Annotated in this window: 16 protein-coding genes and 1 pseudogene; 7 read left to right on the top strand and 10 right to left on the bottom strand. The window is 71.4% G+C overall.

Annotation, left to right across the window (positions count from 1 at the left end; translation table 11 throughout):
- The first annotated feature begins 40 nt into the window (after positions 1-40).
- The 4 genes and pseudogenes from ACWGI8_RS20715 to ACWGI8_RS20700 all read left to right on the top strand — a co-directional run.
- Positions 41-1039 (top strand): IPT/TIG domain-containing protein, encoded by a 999-nt coding sequence (locus ACWGI8_RS20715; RefSeq protein WP_453662846.1) that lies wholly within the window; start codon positions 41-43, stop codon positions 1037-1039.
- 280 nt (positions 1040-1319) lie between these two features.
- A complete protein-coding gene (locus tag ACWGI8_RS20710; protein WP_453662844.1) occupies positions 1320-2477 on the top strand; it encodes a YVTN family beta-propeller repeat protein in 1158 nt (385 codons plus the stop codon).
- The gene (locus ACWGI8_RS20705) at positions 2461-2841 is read left to right on the top strand and encodes an Ig-like domain-containing protein (RefSeq protein ID WP_453662843.1); all 381 of its coding nucleotides are present in this window, start codon (positions 2461-2463) and stop codon (positions 2839-2841) included. The genes ACWGI8_RS20710 and ACWGI8_RS20705 overlap by 17 nt, the downstream gene beginning before the upstream one ends.
- Positions 2842-2908: 67 nt before the next feature.
- Positions 2909-3235 (top strand): annotated as a pseudogene (locus ACWGI8_RS20700) (phosphate ABC transporter substrate-binding protein); the annotation flags it as partial.
- Positions 3236-3319: 84 nt separating this feature from the next.
- Here ACWGI8_RS20700 and ACWGI8_RS20695 read toward each other — a convergent pair.
- The gene (locus ACWGI8_RS20695; RefSeq protein WP_453662842.1) at positions 3320-4603 is read right to left on the bottom strand and encodes an adenylosuccinate synthase; all 1284 of its coding nucleotides are present in this window, start codon (positions 4601-4603) and stop codon (positions 3320-3322) included.
- Between the two features lie 143 nt (positions 4604-4746).
- On the opposite strand from ACWGI8_RS20695, the gene ACWGI8_RS20690 reads away from it, so the two are divergent.
- Entirely contained in the window at positions 4747-5568 is an 822-nt protein-coding gene (locus ACWGI8_RS20690; RefSeq protein WP_453662840.1) for a diacylglycerol kinase, read from the top strand.
- A gap of 222 nt (positions 5569-5790) precedes the next feature.
- Here ACWGI8_RS20690 and ACWGI8_RS20685 read toward each other — a convergent pair whose 3' ends face one another.
- Positions 5791-6336: a GbsR/MarR family transcriptional regulator gene (locus ACWGI8_RS20685; protein ID WP_453662839.1), complete on the bottom strand. Its 546-nt coding sequence runs from the start codon at positions 6334-6336 to the stop codon at positions 5791-5793.
- Between the two features lie 89 nt (positions 6337-6425).
- On the opposite strand from ACWGI8_RS20685, the gene ACWGI8_RS20680 reads away from it, so the two are divergent.
- Together ACWGI8_RS20680 and ACWGI8_RS20675 are read left to right on the top strand one after the other, a co-directional pair.
- Positions 6426-7355: an ABC transporter ATP-binding protein gene (locus tag ACWGI8_RS20680; RefSeq protein WP_453662837.1), complete on the top strand. Its 930-nt coding sequence runs from the start codon at positions 6426-6428 to the stop codon at positions 7353-7355.
- Positions 7352-8968, top strand: coding sequence for an ABC transporter permease (locus ACWGI8_RS20675; protein ID WP_453662835.1), 1617 nt, complete (start codon positions 7352-7354; stop codon positions 8966-8968). Before ACWGI8_RS20680 ends, ACWGI8_RS20675 begins: the two co-directional genes overlap by 4 nt.
- 335 nt (positions 8969-9303) lie before the next feature.
- Here the strand turns inward: ACWGI8_RS20675 and ACWGI8_RS20670 are convergent, their stop codons facing one another.
- From ACWGI8_RS20670 to ACWGI8_RS20635, 8 genes are all read right to left on the bottom strand, one after another.
- Positions 9304-10509: a cytochrome P450 gene (locus tag ACWGI8_RS20670; protein ID WP_453662833.1), complete on the bottom strand. Its 1206-nt coding sequence runs from the start codon at positions 10507-10509 to the stop codon at positions 9304-9306.
- A gap of 18 nt (positions 10510-10527) precedes the next feature.
- Positions 10528-11187 carry a response regulator gene (locus tag ACWGI8_RS20665; RefSeq protein WP_453662832.1) on the bottom strand — a complete coding sequence of 220 codons (660 nt, stop codon included), beginning with the start codon at positions 11185-11187 and terminating at the stop codon, positions 10528-10530.
- Entirely contained in the window at positions 11184-12533 is a 1350-nt protein-coding gene (locus ACWGI8_RS20660; protein ID WP_453662830.1) for a sensor histidine kinase, read from the bottom strand. The genes ACWGI8_RS20665 and ACWGI8_RS20660 overlap by 4 nt, the downstream gene beginning before the upstream one ends.
- Before the next feature lie 65 nt (positions 12534-12598).
- A complete protein-coding gene (locus ACWGI8_RS20655; RefSeq protein ID WP_453662829.1) occupies positions 12599-13435 on the bottom strand; it encodes an NAD(P)H-binding protein in 837 nt (278 codons plus the stop codon).
- Positions 13436-13524: 89 nt separating this feature from the next.
- Positions 13525-14421: an alpha/beta hydrolase family protein gene (locus ACWGI8_RS20650; protein ID WP_453662827.1), complete on the bottom strand. Its 897-nt coding sequence runs from the start codon at positions 14419-14421 to the stop codon at positions 13525-13527.
- 110 nt (positions 14422-14531) lie between these two features.
- The gene (kynU, locus tag ACWGI8_RS20645; RefSeq protein WP_453662825.1) at positions 14532-15755 is read right to left on the bottom strand and encodes a kynureninase; all 1224 of its coding nucleotides are present in this window, start codon (positions 15753-15755) and stop codon (positions 14532-14534) included.
- Positions 15748-16593, bottom strand: coding sequence for a tryptophan 2,3-dioxygenase family protein (locus ACWGI8_RS20640; protein WP_453662823.1), 846 nt, complete (start codon positions 16591-16593; stop codon positions 15748-15750). Before ACWGI8_RS20640 ends, kynU begins: the two co-directional genes overlap by 8 nt.
- Positions 16594-16688: 95 nt before the next feature.
- Complete coding sequence (locus ACWGI8_RS20635) at positions 16689-17600, bottom strand: DUF3152 domain-containing protein (protein WP_453662821.1); 912 nt, start codon at positions 17598-17600, stop codon at positions 16689-16691.
- Positions 17601-17700 lie beyond the last annotated feature (100 nt).

Here is a 17700-nt window from a genome sequence, read left to right as displayed (position 1 = left end):
GGGCGCAGCACCCTGAGGAGCGCAGGAAGGAACAGATCTCATGGCCCCGGTAGTGAGCAGTCTCAATCCCAACACGGGACCGACCGCGGGAGGGACCGCGGTGACGATCAACGGCAGCGGCTTCACCGGGGTCACCGCCGTGAGGTTCGGAACCGTCTCGGCCTCGTTCACGGTGATCAGCACCAGCCAGATCACCGCCACCTCGCCGGCGGGCTCCGGGACGGTCAACGTCACGGTCGTCTCGACGTCGGGCACGAGCAACGGCGTCGCCTACACCTACGTCGCGACCCCGGTGCTCAGCTCTCTGGCACCCGGCCGGGGACCGACCTCGGGGGGAAACACGGTCACCATCACCGGCAGCGCCCTGTCAGGGGCCACCGCGGTGGAGTTCGACTCGAGTCCGGCCGTCATCACCGGCAACACCTCCACCCAGGTCACCGTCACCGCGCCGGCGGGGCCGCCCGCCCCCGCCGACGTCACGGTCACCACGCCGGGCGGAGCCAGCAATCCATTGCCCTACTTCTACATCCCGGCTCCGGCCATCAGCCTGGTCAGCCCGGACAAGGGCCCCCTCGCCGGCGGAAACTCCGTCACCATCACCGGCAGCAACCTGACTCTCACCAGCACCGTCCGCTTCGGAGCCAGTACGGCCACCGGTGTCAGCATCGACTCCGACACCCAGGTCACCGCACTGGCGCCCAGCGGATCGGGCACCGTAGCCGTCACCGTCACCACGCCGGGCGGCACCAGCACCAACGGGCTGGGAAACGCGTACTACACCTACCTCGCGAATCCGGTCATCAGCAGCCTCACCCCCTCATCGGGTCCCGCCCTCGGCGGAACCACCGTCACCATCACCGGCAGCAACCTCACCTACGCCGACGAAGTGCGCTTCGCGGGCGTTTCGGTGCCCTTCGCTACGGTCTCCAACACCCAGGTCGTCGCCATCGCTCCCGCAGGGACTCCGGGGGCGGCGACGGTTGTCGTGCGCACCCCGGCGGGCAACAGCCCAGGCGTCCCGTACCAGTACGTCACCTGAACCAGGACGTCACCTCACCCGAACCACAGCCCCGCCCTCGCGCGCACAAGGCCGGCACCGGCTGGACCCACGGCGGTCGCCACTCGGTTGCTCTGCTGCGGTGACGGCCATTCAGGTCGAAGACGGATATGCCTGAGTCTTAGTCATTCGATGACGGTATGCAATGAGTGTGGCTTGTCGTGTGCCGGCCGCGGGCCCTGCGCCCGCGCCGGTTCCGTCCCTCCCGCATGGCTGATGCGACGTCCGCCGGCGGGATGCTGTGAAGAGAGGTGGACCGGGCATGTTTCCTGGGGTTCGGACGGACCGTTACCGGCGCCCGGTACCAGGCGGGCGGGCAGCAGCAGCCCGCACCGCATTCGGCACCGCATTCGGCCCCGCGGGCCGCGCCGCGGCCGCGCTGGTCGCCCTGCTCCTCGCCGTCCTCTCCCCGGTCCTGCTCCCCCAGGTCCGGGCGACGGCCGTCCAGCCCGTCCCCTCCGGGACCTACGCCTACGTCACCAACGAGGCCGACAACACGGTGTCGGTGATCAACGTCGCGAATCCGGCCGCTCCCGTTGCAGGCAGCCCCGTCCCGGTCGGCGCCGGACCGGTCAGGGTGGCGGTCACCCCCGACGGCGCCAAGGCCTACGTCACCAACCAGAACGGCAACACGGTGTCGGTGATCGACACCGCGGCCAACACGGTCAGTTCCACCATCCCGGTCGGGACGCTCCCTGTCAGTGTCGCCGTCTCACGCGACGGCAAGAAGGCCTATGTCACCAACGCGGTCGACAACTCCGTCTCGGTGATCAGCACAGCGACCGACCAGGTCACCGCCACCATCCCGGTCGGCGCCGTACCGCTCGCGGTCGTCGTCTCTCGCGACGGCAAAAGGGCCTACGTCGTCAACTCGAACGGCGACACGGTGTCGGTGATCAGCACAACGACCAACCAGGTCACCGCCACCATCCAGGTAGGCGTGGCGCCGTTCGGGGCCGGGATCACTCCCGACGGCAAGAAGCTCTACGTCACCAACTCGATCAGCGGTTCGGTGTCGGTCATCGACACCGCGACCAACCTGATCACCGCCACCGTCCCGGTCGGTACCGGACCGCTCGACGTCACGGTCACTTCCGACGGCAAGAAGGCCTACGTCACCAACGGCAACGACAACACGGTGTCGGTGATCAACACAGCCACCGACCAGGTCACCGCCACCATCCCGGTCGGCGTCGGACCGATCGGAGCCGCCGTCACTCCCGACGGCAAGAAGGCCTACGTCACCAACGGCAACGACAACACGGTGTCGGTGATCAACACAGTCACCGACCAGGTCACCGCCACCATCCCGGTCGGCGTCGGACCGCTGGACGTCGCCTTCGGCACCGTGCGCAGCGCGGCCACCCCGACCACGACCCGATCGCCTCGAATCTTCCGTCCACGTGCCGTCAACAAGTGACCCTCACGGCGACCGTGTCCGGAGCCGACGGCGATACGCCGCCGACGGGACCGTCACCTTCTTCGACGGCACCACGGCCCTGGGCACCGTCCCCCTCAGCGACGGCAGGGCGGTCCTCGGCATCCCCACCCTGCCCCCCGGGGACCACTCCCTCACCGCCCACTACAGCGGCGGCGCGACGTACGCCGAATCCACGTCCCCCGTCCTCGTCCACACCGTCGTGGCGGGCGACGGCTGGACCGGCCACGACGGCTCCGGCCGTTGCGAGGACCGTCCGGACCACCCGGACCCCCGTCCGGACCACCCGGACCACTCGGACCGTCCGGACCACGACCATGGAACGGGACACGGCTCGACAGGTTGACGCCCACAGCGTCTGAACGGGCGGCGAACATCGGCCGACGGAATGGCCCATCCGGCCACACTCACTACTCGACAGCACGGAACAGGTCCTGACCACCGTGGCCAAGCTCCCGGGCGCCATCGGCTACAGCGAACTGCGCGGCGGCACGGGCCTGAAGGGCGCCCACCGCATCGACATCGACGGCGAGCCCCCGTCGGTCGAGACGATCGGCAGGAGCGCGTACCCGTACCGGGAGATCGAGTACGCGTACACCTACGGGCAGCCGCCGGCCGACTCGCTGGCCTCCAGCTTCCTCGGCTACATGAGGCTGGGCAGCGGGCAGGACGTCATCAGCACGCACGGGCATCTGCCGTGTGCGACGCCGAAGGGGCTGCGGGTGTGTGGGGAGGACTGAAGACGGCCTGTGGGAACGCTGTCCCACAGGCCGCCTCGTATGTCCCCTGTACCCCTGTACCTCTGTACCTCTGTACTGCGCGGGCTACAGGAAGGAGTTGATCTCGATCGTCTCGGTACGGCCCGGGCCGACACCGATCGCCGAGATCGGCGCGCCGGACATCTCTTCCAGCGCCTTCACATAGCCCTGCGCGTTCTTCGGCAGGTCGGCGAAGGTCTTGGCCTTGGTGATGTCCTCGGACCAGCCCGGCAGGTACTCGTACACCGGCTTCGCGTGGTGGAAGTCGGTCTGCGAGTACGGCAGCTCCTCGACCCGCTTGCCGTCGATCTCGTACGCGACACAGACCGGGATCTGCTCCCAGCCGGTCAGCACGTCCAGCTTGGTGAGGAAGAAGTCCGTCAGACCGTTGACGCGGGTCGCGTAGCGGGCGATGACCGCGTCGAACCAGCCGCAGCGGCGGTCGCGGCCGGTGGTGACACCGCGCTCGCCGCCGATGCGGCGCAGCGCCTCGCCGTCGTCGTCGAAGAGCTCCGTCGGGAACGGGCCTGCGCCGACGCGGGTCGTGTACGCCTTGAGGATGCCGATGACACGGCTGATCTTCGTCGGGCCCACGCCCGCGCCTGTGCAGGCGCCGCCCGCGGTCGGGTTCGAGGAGGTGACGAAGGGGTACGTGCCGTGGTCGACGTCGAGGAGCGTGCCCTGGCCGCCCTCGAAGAGGACGACCTTGCCCTCGTCGATGGCGTTGTTCAGGATCAGCGTGGTGTCGGCGACGTACGGCTTGATCTGCTCCGCGTACTGGAGCATCTCCTCGACGATCCGGTCCGCCTCGATCGCGCGGCGGTTGAAGACCTTGGCGAGGAGCTGGTTCTTGCTCTCCAGCGCCGCCTCGACCTTCTGGGTCAGGATCGACTCGTCGTAGAGGTCCTGGACGCGGATGCCGACGCGGTTGATCTTGTCGGCGTACGTCGGGCCGATACCGCGGCCGGTCGTGCCGATCTTGCGCTTACCGAGGAACCGTTCCGTCACCTTGTCGAGAGTGACGTTGTACGGGGTGATCAAATGAGCATTACCGCTGATCAGGAGCTTGGACGTATCGACGCCGCGCTCGTTCAGCCCGCTCAGCTCGGAGAGCAGGACCGCCGGGTCGACGACGACTCCGTTGCCGATGACCGGGGTGCACCCCGGCGAGAGGATTCCGGAAGGGAGGAGGTGGAGCGCATACTTCTGGTCGCCGACGACAACCGTGTGGCCGGCATTGTTACCGCCCTGGTAACGCACCACGTAATCAACAGACCCACCGAGGAGGTCGGTGGCCTTTCCCTTGCCTTCGTCACCCCACTGAGCACCGAGCAGCACAAGTGCGGGCACAGGCGTACACCCCTTCCGGGCGGGGCATGTCCAAGGTCAGGGGGCCTGAGCCGCCAAACCGGTGTGCCCCGGAATAGACGAAGCCCCTGGCGCAATAGCGCAAGGGGCTCTTGCACAAAGATGCTACCCGAGGAAGGACCGAGGTGTCGGCTCACGACCAGCTCCTGGTGGTCATCGACCCGGTCGCCCGCCGTATCGACGGCGAGTCCGTTCGGATCGTGAAGGATGTGTTGTGTGCCGGGTCGGCGGCGAAAATCTGCCTGCCCGACGGGCCCGAAGAATTTTCCCGGGCCCTGGCCAGAAGGGGTTCGCGGCGGCTCGTCGTGGTCGGTGACGACCGTGCGCTGCTGCGCGCGGTCGCTCTGCTGCACCGGGCCCGCGAGCTCGCGGACGAGGCACTGTCGCTCGTCCCGGTCGGCATCGGCACATCCGTGGAGCTCGCGCGCACGCTCGGCGTGCCGACCGGTGCGGTGGCGGCCGCGCGGACGGTTCTCGACGGGGCGGCGCACCATCTGGATCTGCTCGTCGACGACAGCGACGGGGTGGTGCTGGGGGACCTGCGCATCCCGGCCTCCTCGGCGGCCGCGGTACCGGCGGCGCCCGCGGGCTCGGTGTGGCACACCTGCCGCTCCCTGGTCCGTACGCTCGTCCGCCAGGTCCCGCCCGCCCCGCCCGCCGTGCGCGCGCACCGGCTGCGGGTGGAGGTGGACGGGGTGGTGCTGAGCGACCTGGACGATCCGGTGGAGGACGTACGGGTACGCGCGGCCGAGGGGGCCGCGGAGGTGACCGTCCACCGCCACGCGGCGGCGGAGCCGCTGCGCACGCTGGCGAAGGTGGTCACGGTCTCGGGCACGGACTTCCGCTACCGCGCGGACGCGCTGATCACTGGCCCGGTCAGGCACCGGACGTGGACGCTGCGGCCGAAGGCGTGGTCGCTGACGCTGCCGGCGCAGTCCGGGGCGTAGGGCCTTCGGCCGTGTCCTCGCTCTCCCCCCGGAGCTTCGCCTGGGGGCCCCGGACGGGCCGGATCCGAGCGGCCCGCGGGTGACCAGCACCGCCCTCGCCGGCTCCCCTGCGGGCCGCGCTCGAAGGACTCAGGCGTGGAACAGCCCGACCTGCCGCTGGATCAGCTGCCGCAGGAATGCGGCGAGGAGGAGACGCGGTGATGACCGGCCCCGCCGGAGCCGTCAGGACGCGCCGAAGGTCCGCTCGCGGTGCTCGCGCCAGCGCTCCATCATCCCGGCCAGTTCGTCCTGGATGAAGTCGAAGAACGCGACGGTCTCCGCCAGCCGGCGCCCGGCCGGGGTGTCGGGGCCGAGGCTGACGACGCCCTCACGCAGGGCGTCCGACCAGCGCTTCAGGACCGCGTCACGGTTGGTCAGCGCCTCGTACCACTGATTGCTGTGCACGCGGTAGCGCTCGCGCCGCGAACCGGGCTCGCGCTCCCGCGAGACCATGTGCTGCTGCGCCAGATAACGCACCGCGCCGGAGACCGCGGCAGGGCTGACCTGGAGTCGTTCGCCGAGCTCGGCCGAGGTCAGGGTGCCGGAGTCGGAGGCGAGCAGGGCGGCGAAGACGCGAGCCGGCATCCGGGTCATGCCCGCCTCGACGAGCTGCGCGGCGAAGCGTTCGACGAAGTCGGAGACCGCGGCTGCGTCCCGCTCGCCCCGCTCGTTCTGTTCACCCCGCTCGTTCCGCTCGTTCTGCTCGTACTCGGTCTGTTCGGTCACCACCGGATCATCTCCCCTGCTCACGGCCCTGTCCCGAGTTTATATGCTTCCTTAACTTCACAAATTTGTGAATCTAACGTACGTTCTGAAGCATGACGAAGGCAATCACGGTCGCCGGACTGCACAAGTCGTTCGGGCGTACCCAGGCGCTGGACGGCCTCGACCTCGCGGTCGAGACCGGTGAGGTCCACGGCTTCCTCGGCCCCAACGGCGCCGGGAAGTCCACCACCATCCGGGTCCTGCTGGGCCTGCTGCGCGCCGACTCCGGCGCCGCCCAGCTGCTCGGCAAGGATCCCTGGAAGGACTCGGTCGAGCTGCACCGGCAGATCGCGTACGTCCCCGGCGACGTGACCCTCTGGCGCAATCTCTCCGGCGGCGAGGTCATCGACCTCTACGGCCGGCTCCGCGGAGGACTGGACAAACAGCGGCGGAACCGGCTGATCGAGCGGTTCGAGCTGGACCCCACCAAGAAGGGACGTACGTACTCCAAGGGGAACCGGCAGAAGGTCGCCCTGGTCGCCGCCTTCGCGTCCGATGTCCAACTGCTCATCCTCGACGAGCCGACGAGCGGACTCGACCCGCTGATGGAGGAGGTCTTCCAGCAGTGCGTCGCCGAGGAGCGCGACCGCGGCCGGACCGTCCTGCTCTCCAGCCATGTGCTGAGCGAGGTCGAGGCGCTGTGCGACCGGGTCAGCATCATCCGCAAGGGCGTCACCGTGGAGACCGGCTCGCTCGCCGATCTGCGCCATCTGACCCGTACGAGCGTGAGCGCCGAGCTCGCGGGCGCGCCCAACGGGCTCGCCCATCTGCCCGGCGTGCACGACCTCACCGTCCAGGGCAAGCGCGTCAGGCTCCAGGTCGACACGGACAAGCTGGACGCAGTCCTGAAGACGCTGTCCGAGTCGGGCGTGCGGTCGCTGACCAGCACCCCGCCCACCCTGGAGGAGCTGTTCCTCCGCCACTACCAGGACGACGTACGCGCGGAAGGCGCGGAAGGCGCGGAAGAGGCGATGTCACGATGACCGCCGTCGCACGGACCGCGGCGTTCACCCGGCGGACCGGCGGCTCACGACCGCTGGCCGGCACGGGGGCGCTCCTGCGGCTCGCGCTGCGCCGCGACCGGATCATGCTGCCCGTCTGGGTGCTCGTGACCGGCGGCGTCATCGCCGGCGCCCCGAGCTCACTCAAGACCCTCTACGCCACCGCCGCCGACCGGGCCGAAGTCGTCAGCACCATGGCCGGCAACGGCTCGCTGCGCGCCGTGTACGGTCCGGCCTTCAGCGACTCGGTCGGCGGCATCGTCGCCTGGCGCTACGTCACCTTCGGCGCGCTGCTGGCCGGCATCATGAGCCTGATCATCGTGATCCGGCACACCCGCGAGGAGGAGGAGACGGGGCGTCAGGAGCTCCTGTCCTCGGCGGTGGTGGGGCGACGCGCCCCCCTGACCGCGGCGCTGCTCACCGCGCTCATCGCCGACGCGGCGCTGGCACTGGTCGTCGCGGCCGGTCTGCGGGGTGAAGGAGGAGCCGGCGCGCTGGCGCTCGGGCTCGCCATCGGTGGCGCCGGCATGCTCTTCGCCACCATGGCAGGGATCGTCGCGCAGCTCACCGAGAGCGCGCGGCTGGCCAAGGGCCTGACCGCCGCCGTGCTCGGGTTCGCTTTCGTGCTGCGGGCCGCGGGCGACGCCGGGACCGACGACGGCTCGTCCGTGCTGACCTGGCTGTCGCCGGTCGGCTGGGCCGAGAACGTGCGCTCCTTCGCCGACGAACGCTGGTGGATCCTGCTGCTGTTCGCCGGGGCGGTCGTGGTGCAGGGCGCCGTGGCGTTCGGCCTGGCCGGGCGGCGTGACATCGGCATGAGCTTCCTGCCGACCCGCCCGGGTCCCGCCGCCGGGCGCATCACCACGGCCGGCGGCCTCGCCTGGCGGCTGCAGCGCGGCAGCGTGCTCGGCTGGGGCATCGGCCTGCTGGCCACCGGCATCATGTTCGGCGCGATGACCGAAGGCGCGACCGAACTGGTCGGCGGCTCCGAGCGGACCCGCGAGATCGTCGAGCGGATGGGCGGGCAGTCGGGACTCACCAACGCCTTCCTCGCGGGCATGGTCGGCATGCTCGGCATGGTGACCGCGCTGTACATCGTGCAGTCGGTGCTGCGGCTGCACGGCGAGGAGACCGGGCAGCGCGCCGAGCCGCTGCTGGCCGCCGCGGTGGGACGCGTGCGGTGGGCGGCGGGCCATCTGCTCATCGCCTTCGGCGGGGCCGCGCTGATGATGCTGCTCGCCGGTGCGGGTCTGGCCATCGGGTACGGGCAGGACCTCGGCCCGGTCCTGGGCGCCTGCCTGGTGCAGCTCCCGGCGATCTGGACGCTGGGGGGTGTCGCGGTGCTGCTGCACGGCGCCTTCCCGAAGGCGGTGGTGGCCGCGTGGGCGGCGACGGGCCTGTCCCTGGGGCTCGGGTGGATCGGCCCGGCGCTGGACCTGCCGCAGGCGGTGCTGAACCTGTCGCCGTTCGAGCACCTGCCGTCGCTGCCGGGTCCTGAGATGCGCTGGGCACCGGTGCTGATGCTGACGACGCTGGCCGCCGCCCTGGCGACAGCGGGCCTGGCAGGCCTGCGGCGCCGTGACCTGACAACCTGACCACGACGCACCCCCGGCAGGGTCCGGCCGTCGCCGCCGGGTCCTGAGATGCGCCGGGCACCGGTGCTGATGCTGACGACGCCGACCGCCGCCCTGGCGACAGCGGGCCTGGCGGGCCTGCGGCGCCGTGACCTGACAACCTGACCACGGCGCACCCGCGGCGGGTTCCGGGGGCACACTCCCCGACCCCGTACGGCCTTCAGCCGTGTCCTCGATCTCCCCCAGAGCTTCGCCTGGGGACCCCCGGACGGGCTTGGTCTTCAAGCCGCGCCGAGGCCCCCACGCCCGCAGGGCGTAGGGGGAGATCGAGGCGCGGGGTCCGGGGCGGTGCCCCGTCACAGCTCCACGCGCAGCTCCCGCACCCCCCGGATCACATACCCCGGCCTCCACTCCGGCTCCGCCGCCAACCGCATCGTCGGTGCCTCGCGCAGCAGTTCCCCGAAAGACGCCGCCAGCTCGATGCGGGCGAGCGGAGCACCCAGGCAGTAGTGGATGCCCGCGCCGAAGGTGATGTGCGGGTTGTCGGGGCGGGACAGGTCCAGCTCGTCGGGGCGCTCGAAGCGGGCCGGGTCGCGGTTGGCGGAGCCGAAGAGGAGGGCCAGTTCCGAGCCGCGCGGGACGACGGTGCCGCCGATCTCGATGTCGTCGAGGACCCAGCGCTCGAACATCTGCAGCGGGGTGTCGTACCGCATCAGTTCTTCCACAGCTGTGGACAGCATCGTGTGGTCGGCACGGAGGGCGGCGAGCTGCTCGGGGTGGCGCAACAGCGTCCACCAGCCGTTCGCGGTGGTGTTGACGGTCGCCTCATGGCCGGCGTTCAGCAGCAGCACACACGTGGAGATCATCTCCTGCTCGCTGAGCCTGTCGCCCTCCTCGTACGCGGAGATCAGCGCGGAGATCAGATCCTCGCCCGGGGCCTTGCGCCGCTCGGCGATCAACTCCCGCAGATACGCCGAGAATTCGAGCGACGCGCGGACGGCCCGGGCCGCGGTCTCCTCCGACGGGTTCAGCTCGTACATCCCGCAGATGTCCGCCGACCAGGGCCGCAGCAGACCCCGGTCCGCCTCCGGAATCCCCAGCATCTCCGCGATCACGGCCACCGGCAGTGGCTCGGCGACGTCCGCGAGGAGATCGCCGCCGCCCGCCTTCACCAGCTCGCCCACCAGCCCGGCCGCGAGCCGCCGCACGGTCGGCGTGAGCGCCTCGACCGTACGCGGCGTGAAGGCCTTCGTCACCAGCCGCCGGATCCGGGTGTGGTCCGGCGCCTCGAGATCGAGCAGACCGTTGTCGTTGAGCGTGTGGAACGGCTCGTGCGCGGCCGGCGGGGGCGTCCGCCCGAACTCCTCGTGCGTGAATCGGTGCAGGTAGGTACGGCCCAGACGGCGGTCCCGCAGCAGCGCCGACACATCGGCGTGGTGCGGCACCAGCCACTGCCGCGTCGGTTCGAACCAGTGCACCCGGCCCCGGGCGCGCAGCTCCGCGTACGCGGGGTACGGGTCGGCGACGAAGGCGGGCGACCAGGGCTGGAAGAGTTCGGCCATGTGCGGACGCTAGCCCGGCTACCCCGGCGTGACCAGCCTCGCCTCGTACGCGAACACCGCCGCCTGCGTACGGTCCCGCAGCCCCAGCTTCACCAGGATGCGGCTGACGTGCGTCTTGATCGTGGACTCGGCGACTACGAGGTGGGAGGCGATCTCCGCGTTCGACAGGCCCTGCGCGATGAGGACCAGGACCTCCGTCTCGCGCTCGGTCAGATCGCCGATCTGCGCCAGTGCCGGGGGCCGCGGGGCCGCGGAGATACGGGAGAACTCGGTGATCAGGCGGCGTGTGACCGTCGGTGCGAGGAGCGCCTCGCCCGCCGCCACCACCCGTACCCCGTCGGCGAGCTGCCGCGCCGACGCGTCCTTGAGCAGGAAGCCGGAGGCCCCGGCGCGCAGCGCCTGGTACACGTACTCGTCGAGGTCGAAGGTCGTCAGGACCAGCACCTTCGCGTCGGCGTCGGCCGCGACGATCTCGCGGGTCGCCTCGATGCCGTTGAGCTCGGGCATCCGGATGTCCATCAGGACGACGTCCGGGTGCAGGGCGGCGACCTGCGCGATCGCCTCACGCCCGTTGACCGCCTCGCCGACGACCTCGATGTCGGGCATGGCGTTCAGCAGGACGGAGAAGCCCTCGCGGACCATCATCTGGTCGTCGACGATCAGGACCCGGATGGTCATGCGGTCTCGTCCTTCGCGACGGGGAGGAACGCGGCGACCTCGTAGCCGCCGTCCTCCGTCGGCTCGGCGGTCATCTCGCCGTTCAGCATCGTCACCCGCTCCCGCATGCCGGTGATGCCGTGACCCGCACCGGGCGAGGGCTTCACCAGGCCCCGCGCCGGGCCGTTGACGATCCGCAGGCCCAGGCCGCCGAGGACGTACGAGACCTCGACCTTGGCGGGCGCGCCGGGTGCGTGGCGCAGCGCGTTGCTCAGCGCCTCCTGGATGATCCGGTACGCCGACAGCTCGACGCCCTGCGGAAGTTGGCGCACCGCGCCCATGATCGCGAGATCGACGTCGAGGCCCGCGTCGCGGACGTTGCCGACGAGCCCGTCGAGGTCGGCGAGCGTCGGCTGCGGCGCGTCCGGCGCCTCGTAGTCCTCCGCCCGTACGACGCCGAGGACACGGCGCAGTTCGGTGAGCGCCGCCACCGCGTTCTCGCGGATCGTGGCGAAGGCCTGCTCCAGCTCCGGCGGCGGGTTCTCCACCCGGTACGGCGCGGCCTCCGCCTGGATCGCGACGACCGACATGTGGTGGGCGACCACGTCGTGCAGCTCGCGAGCGATGGTGGTGCGCTCCTCCAGCAGCGTGCGGCGGTCGCGCTCGACGGCGGTGACGCTCTGCTGGACGGCGACCTCCTGTCGCGCCTCGCGGCGGACCTGGACCAGGGCCACCACCAGCAGCACGACGGCCGAGAAGACCAGCAGGGGACCGGTGGTGCCGCTTTCGTACCCCCGCCTCAGAACGCTCTCGGCGACGAATCCGTACGCCCCCGTCAGCAGCCACATCAACACGGCGGTGCGCGGCCGGGTGCGCAATGCGACGAAGACGAGGACGGCGACGTGCGAGGCGAACGTGACGCCCGACCAGGGCCAGTCGTCCCACGGGTTGGCAATGACCGAGACGAAGAGCGTGGCGGCGAGCGAGGCCCAGAACGCCAGCACCGGGCGGACCAGTGTCATCAGCACCGCGGCCGTGGGGACCGCCGCGACGACGACCGCGGCGAGACCGTATCCCCCGTACGTGGTCGCACCCCCGAACAGCACCAGCAGGGCGACGCCCGCGACGACCGCGTGCGGCGTCCAGATCGCGTACCGGCGTATCCGCCGCGGCAGCCGGCGGATCACCCTCCCGTCGGCCGCCAGCGGCGCCAGCGGACGGTAGGCGAAAGCGCCGTGGAAGAGTTCCTGCCGCAGACCACCGAGCGCGCCCATGGCCAGGCGGAACTCGGGGCTGCGGCTCTCGGCATCGGTGCGCGGTGAGCGCGGTATGCGCTGCGTGGTCTGCGAATCTGTCACGTCAGCCAAGGTACGGGGGCGGGCGGACGCGGTCGTCACCTGTGATGCGGATACTTCCACGTCCGTCCCAGGTACTACCCGCGGAACGCGTCCGCGTGCTCCGCCGCCCACTGGGCGAAGGTACGGGCCGGGCGGCCGGTGATCTTCTCCACGGTGCCGGCGACGGTGCGGCCCACCTCCGGGGTGTTCCCGTACGCCTCCAGCAGGAAGCCGATCACGTCCTCGGGGTGGCCCGCCGCACGCCACTGCTCGACGGCCTGCTCGGGGGTCAGCTCGACGAGCGCGATGTCCTTGCCCCGGGCGGCCGCGAGGGTCGACACCTTGTCGGCCACGGTGAGCAGCTCCGGGCCGGTGATCACGTACTCCCGGCCTCCATGACCCTCCTCGGTGAGCGCGACCGCGGCGACGGCCCCGATGTCACCTTCGTGGACCATGGCGCTGAGCCGGCCGGTGAACGGCTCGCGGACCTCGCCCGAGGCCAGGACGCCGCCCGCCCACTCCAGGGCGTTGCCCATGAACTCGACCGGCATGAGCACCGTCCAGTCCAGGCCGTCTTCGGCGCGTACGGCATCCTCCAGCGGGGACGGCCCGCCGCCGTGCAGCACGGTGACCCGGCGGACGCCGGCCGCGCGAGCCTGCCGGAGGATCTGCGGCCCGGTCTCCAGCGGGGCGAAGTACGCCCCGCCGAAGGTGATCAGATGCAGGCCGGTGACCCCTTCCAGGGCGGGGACCACGCTCGCGGGATCGGTGAGGTCGCCCTGGAAGACCTCCACGCCGTCGGGGAACGCGGCCTTGGTGGCGTCCCGGGTGAGGGCGCGGACCGCGTGGCCGCGGTCCAGCAGCTCGGCGACGACCTGGCGGCCGACGGTTCCGGTGGCTCCGGTGACAAGGACCTTCTGGGTGTTCGTCATGGGAACGACCGTAGGGAGCCTTGCGGTCAGTTCCTGTCCGCAAGGCTGATGCGTTCTTGAACCGGGGCCGGAGCGGAGCCCCAGTCGCCTCACCAGGCGAGCTGGGCGATCTCCTCCGCCACCACCGCGCACGCGTCCGCCGCCGGATCGATCAGCGGGAAGTGGCCGACGTCGTCCAGCAGCGTGAGCCCGACCGTCTCGCCCGCCTTCGCCGCCGCGTCGACGTACGCCTCGGCGACGGCCTGGGGGACGACGGTGTCCTCCCGGCCCTGGACGACGGTCGTCGCGATACCGGTGGGCAGCAGCAGCGCCGGGTCCGCGTGCCCCGCCCGCTCCTCGTACCCCTGCTCCCCGCCGAGCAGCTGGTACACCGCGCCGTCGCACACGGACAGCTCGGCCGCCCGGCCGAGATCCGCGATCGGGGCGAGCGCGACGACACCGCGCAGCAGCGGTGGTGCCGGCAGCCGCCACGGCGCGTCGGCGGGCAGGACGTGCCGGGCGGCCGCCCAGAGCGCGAGATGACCGCCCGCCGAGTGGCCGGTGACGACCATCCGACGCGGGTCGGCCTGCGGCAGCGCCGTACGGGTCAGCTCGGGCAGCGCGTCGAGCGCGGCGGCGACGTCGTCGAACGTCTCCGGCCAGCGGCCCGCGACCGCACCACCACCCTCCCCGGCCGCGTCGCCGCCGTCCCGCTGCTGGGGCAGCGAGCTGCCCCTGCGGTACTCCACATTGGCCACGGCGAAACCGCGCCGCGCCAGGAAGTCCGCGAACGGCGTGACGTGCTGCCGGTCGTACGGCCCCCGCCACGCCCCGCCGTGCAGCACCACCACGAGCGGCGCCCGGTCCCGGCCGTCGCGCGGCGCGTAGAAGTCGACGACCTGGTCGGGGTGTTCGCCGTACGAGGCCGAGGCGTCAGGGGCAACGGCCGGATGCGACAGGGCCGAGGCTTCCTCGGCGGCGTCGCGAGCGGCGGCGGAGTCCGGCATGCTGCTCCAACCTTTCGGTGAGGGGGCCGAATTGGCCTGACCAGCGGGGACGGTACCAGGCCCGGGCCAGCCCGATCGGCTGGACCGGGCCTGGCCCCCTCACCCTGCGATCAGCCGCGCGGTGAGGCAGGAACCTCCGCGAGCACGTCCGCGAGGACGCGTGCCGCGCGCTCGGTGTCCGCGAATCCGACATACAGCGGAGTGAACCCGAACCGCAGCACGTCGGGGCGGCGCAGATCGCCGACCACTCCCCGCGCGATCAGCGCCTCCATGACGGCGGGCGCGTCCGGGCAGGACAGCGCCACCTGACTGCCCCGTTCGGCGTGCGCCGCCGGCGTGAGCGGGCTGACCCTCCCGTCCGGTACGTACGCCTGCACGCACTCCAGGAAGAAGTCGGTCAGGGCGAGCGACTTGGCCCGTACGTTCTCCACCGCGACCCCGTCCCACACGTCCAGGGCCGCCTCCAGAGCCAGCATCGAGAGGATGTCGGGCGTACCGACCCGGCCCCGCAGAGCCCCGTCCGCCGCCGCGAACCCAGGAGTCATGGCGAACGGATCCGCGTGCGAGTTCCAGCCGGGCAGCGGCGAGTCGAACCGGTCCTGGTGGCGCTCGGCGACGTACAGATACGCCGGTGAACCCGGGCCTCCGTTCAGATACTTGTACGTACAGCCGACCGCCAGGTCCACGCCGTGCGCGTCGAGCCCGACGGGCAGCGCGCCCGCGCTGTGGCACAGGTCCCAGACGGCCAGGGCGCCCGCCTCGTGCACGGCCGCGGTGAGCGCCGGCAGATCGTGCAGCCGGCCGGTGCGGTAGTCGACGTGGTTGACCAGCGCGACGGCCGTGCGCGGGCCGAGCGCGGCGGGCAGCTCCGCCGGGGTGACGGGCTCGAGACGGCGGCCGGTCAGCCGGGCCGCGGACTCGGCGATGTACCCGTCCGTGGGAAAGGTCGTCGCGTCGACGACGATCTCCTCCCGGTCGTCCGGGGCCATGCGGACCGCCGCGACCAGCGCCTTGAAGACGTTGACGCTGGTCGAGTCGCCGACCACGATCTGGCCGGGTGCCGCGCCGACGAGCGGCGCGATCCGGTCGCCGATCCGCTCGGGCGCGGTCCACCAGCCGCTCTCGCCCCAGGAGCGTATGCGCAGCTCGCCCCACTCCCGGGTGATGACGTCGGCCAGCCGGTCCGGGACGTGGCGCGGCAGCGCGCCGAGCGAGTTCCCGTCCAGGTACACCGTGCCCTCGTCGAGCGCGAAGAGCTCGCGCTGCTTGGCGAGTTCGTCCGCGGCGTCCAGCGCCGCCGCCTTCTCCGCGAGGTCCGTCGACACGTCAGACATGGCTCCTCGCAGTCCACAGCTCGGGGAACACGTTCTTGGCGGCCCGCTTCTCCAGCCAGGCGACGCCCGCCGAGCCGCCGGTACCCGCCTTGGCACCCATGGCCCGCCGGGTGGCGACGAGATGGTCGTTGCGCCAGCGCCACACCAGTTCGCCGACGTCGGTCAACGCCTCGCCGAGCCGTACCAGTTCGCTGTCCTGGTCGTCGGTGGCGTACACGGCGGCCCAGACGGCCTCGACCTCGGGCGACGGCTCGTAGCGCTGCGAGGGATCACGGTCGAGGACCGCGTCCGGCACGGGCAGCCCGCGGCGGGCGAGCAGCCGGAGCACCTCGTCGTAGAGGCTCGGCTGCTGCAGGGCCTTCTCCAGCTCGGCGTGGACACGCGGGGCGGCGCGGTGCGGGACCAGCATCGACGCGGACTTCTCGCCGAGCAGGAACTCCATGCGCCGGTACATGGCGGACTGGAAGCCGGAGCCCTCGCCGAGCGCGCTGCGGTACGCGTTGAACTGCATGGGGGTGAGCTGCGCGAGCGGCCGCCACGAGGCGTTCAGCGCGTCCAGCTCCCGCACGGAACGCTTCAGGGCGTCCATCGCGACGGGCAGATCGTCGCGGCGCAGGGCCTGGGAGGCGGTCTCCCACTCATGCACGATGACGGTGAACCACAGCTCCATCACCTGGGTGGTGACCAGGAAGACCATTTCTCCGGGATCGTCGGAGAGGGGGTGCTGGAGATGGGTGAGGACGTCCGCCTGGACGTAGTCCTCGTACGGGGTAGTGCCCGCGAAGTCGAGATTCGGGGTGACCGAACCGGCTCCGGAGGCATCGGGATACTGCGACATCGCTGTCTCCTGATACGGGTGTCCGGGTAGCGGTCCGCCCCTTTCCGTTGGTGGTCTCGGAGCTCCGGTCCCCTGCGGGCATCATAATCCGCAGTTCAAGGGATGGCAGGGCCTGTGATGTAGCTTCCGTCACTGTCGTACGGCCAGGCATTGGAGACGCAGCCCTTCAGGCCCTTGATCTGCTGCATCATCACCGGGGCCGGCTCGCCCGTGCCCGGGCAGCCCATGTGGTCCCGGATGCCGATCTCGTGACCGACCTCGTGGTTGATGATCAGATGCCGGTACTCGGAGGGCGGCCCGGAGAACGTCGGCGAACCGAGCACCCAGCGCCGCAGATTGACCACGACGCCGTCGGTGGTCTCGCAGTTCAGCTGGCCGCCGGTGTTCAGCCCCTCGGCGAGACAGAGCTCGTCGGCGGTGTCCGGCGTGGCGATACGGATGACGAAATCGGCCTCGGCGCCGGCGGAGACCAGCTGGAAGGAGCCCCGGCCGTGCGCCGCCCAGGAGCGGGGGTGGGCGAGGATCTGCTCGATCTCGGCCGCGGCCTCGGCCGCCGAGACGCTCGCGCCGGGGACCACGTCGATACCGTTCTCGACCTCGACCCGGTAGCGGCGCAGCGGGCCGGAGCCGACCGGGCTGCCGGAGGACCGGGCGGTGGTGAACGTGCCGACGCCCGATACGGGCACGTCGGCGGGGGGCGTCGGCTTCCGCGGCGGTGGGGTGGAGGGCCTGACCGGGGCGTCGGGGGCCGCCCCGGCGCTGCTGCTGCCGCCGGTGGCGCCGGACGGGCCGCCGGGGCGGGCTGTGGGCGCGGGCGGTGCGGGGGGCGTCGGCCGGGGAGCGGGCGTCAGGTCCGGGGCGGCGGGCAGCAGGGCCTCGGACAGCGGAACCGCGGCGGTCCTCTCCCAGTGGGCCACGGCCGCACCCGCGCCGAGGGACACGGCGACCAGCGCGGCGCCGAGCAGGAGTAAGCGGGGTCGTTTCCGGCCCGCTGAACGCTTGCCCACGCATTCCCCCCGAGCTTCTCGATGAGCCGTTCGACGACCTGTTCGATGGTTCGTGCGATCTTATGGCACGCACATGACGACAACGGGCGGGCACCGGAAA

Source organism: Streptomyces sp. NPDC054841 (genome assembly GCF_053611045.1).
Note: the sequence above shows the minus strand (reverse complement) of the source record. Positions and strands in the feature narration are given on the sequence as shown.

Excerpts from the sequence above, each read along its gene's own strand:
- ACWGI8_RS20715 (WP_453662846.1), top strand. The coding sequence starts at position 41 with ATGGCCCCGGTAGTGAGCAGTCTCAATCCCAACACGGGACCGACCGCG.
- ACWGI8_RS20710 (WP_453662844.1), top strand. The coding sequence starts at position 1,320 with ATGTTTCCTGGGGTTCGGACGGACCGTTACCGGCGCCCGGTACCAGGC.
- ACWGI8_RS20680 (WP_453662837.1), top strand. The coding sequence starts at position 6,426 with ATGACGAAGGCAATCACGGTCGCCGGACTGCACAAGTCGTTCGGGCGT.
- ACWGI8_RS20675 (WP_453662835.1), top strand. The coding sequence starts at position 7,352 with ATGACCGCCGTCGCACGGACCGCGGCGTTCACCCGGCGGACCGGCGGC.
- ACWGI8_RS20670 (WP_453662833.1), bottom strand. The coding sequence starts at position 10,509 with ATGGCCGAACTCTTCCAGCCCTGGTCGCCCGCCTTCGTCGCCGACCCG.
- ACWGI8_RS20665 (WP_453662832.1), bottom strand. The coding sequence starts at position 11,187 with ATGACCATCCGGGTCCTGATCGTCGACGACCAGATGATGGTCCGCGAG.
- ACWGI8_RS20655 (WP_453662829.1), bottom strand. The coding sequence starts at position 13,435 with ATGACGAACACCCAGAAGGTCCTTGTCACCGGAGCCACCGGAACCGTC.
- ACWGI8_RS20650 (WP_453662827.1), bottom strand. The coding sequence starts at position 14,421 with ATGCCGGACTCCGCCGCCGCTCGCGACGCCGCCGAGGAAGCCTCGGCC.
- kynU (WP_453662825.1), bottom strand. The coding sequence starts at position 15,755 with ATGTCTGACGTGTCGACGGACCTCGCGGAGAAGGCGGCGGCGCTGGAC.
- ACWGI8_RS20640 (WP_453662823.1), bottom strand. The coding sequence starts at position 16,593 with ATGTCGCAGTATCCCGATGCCTCCGGAGCCGGTTCGGTCACCCCGAAT.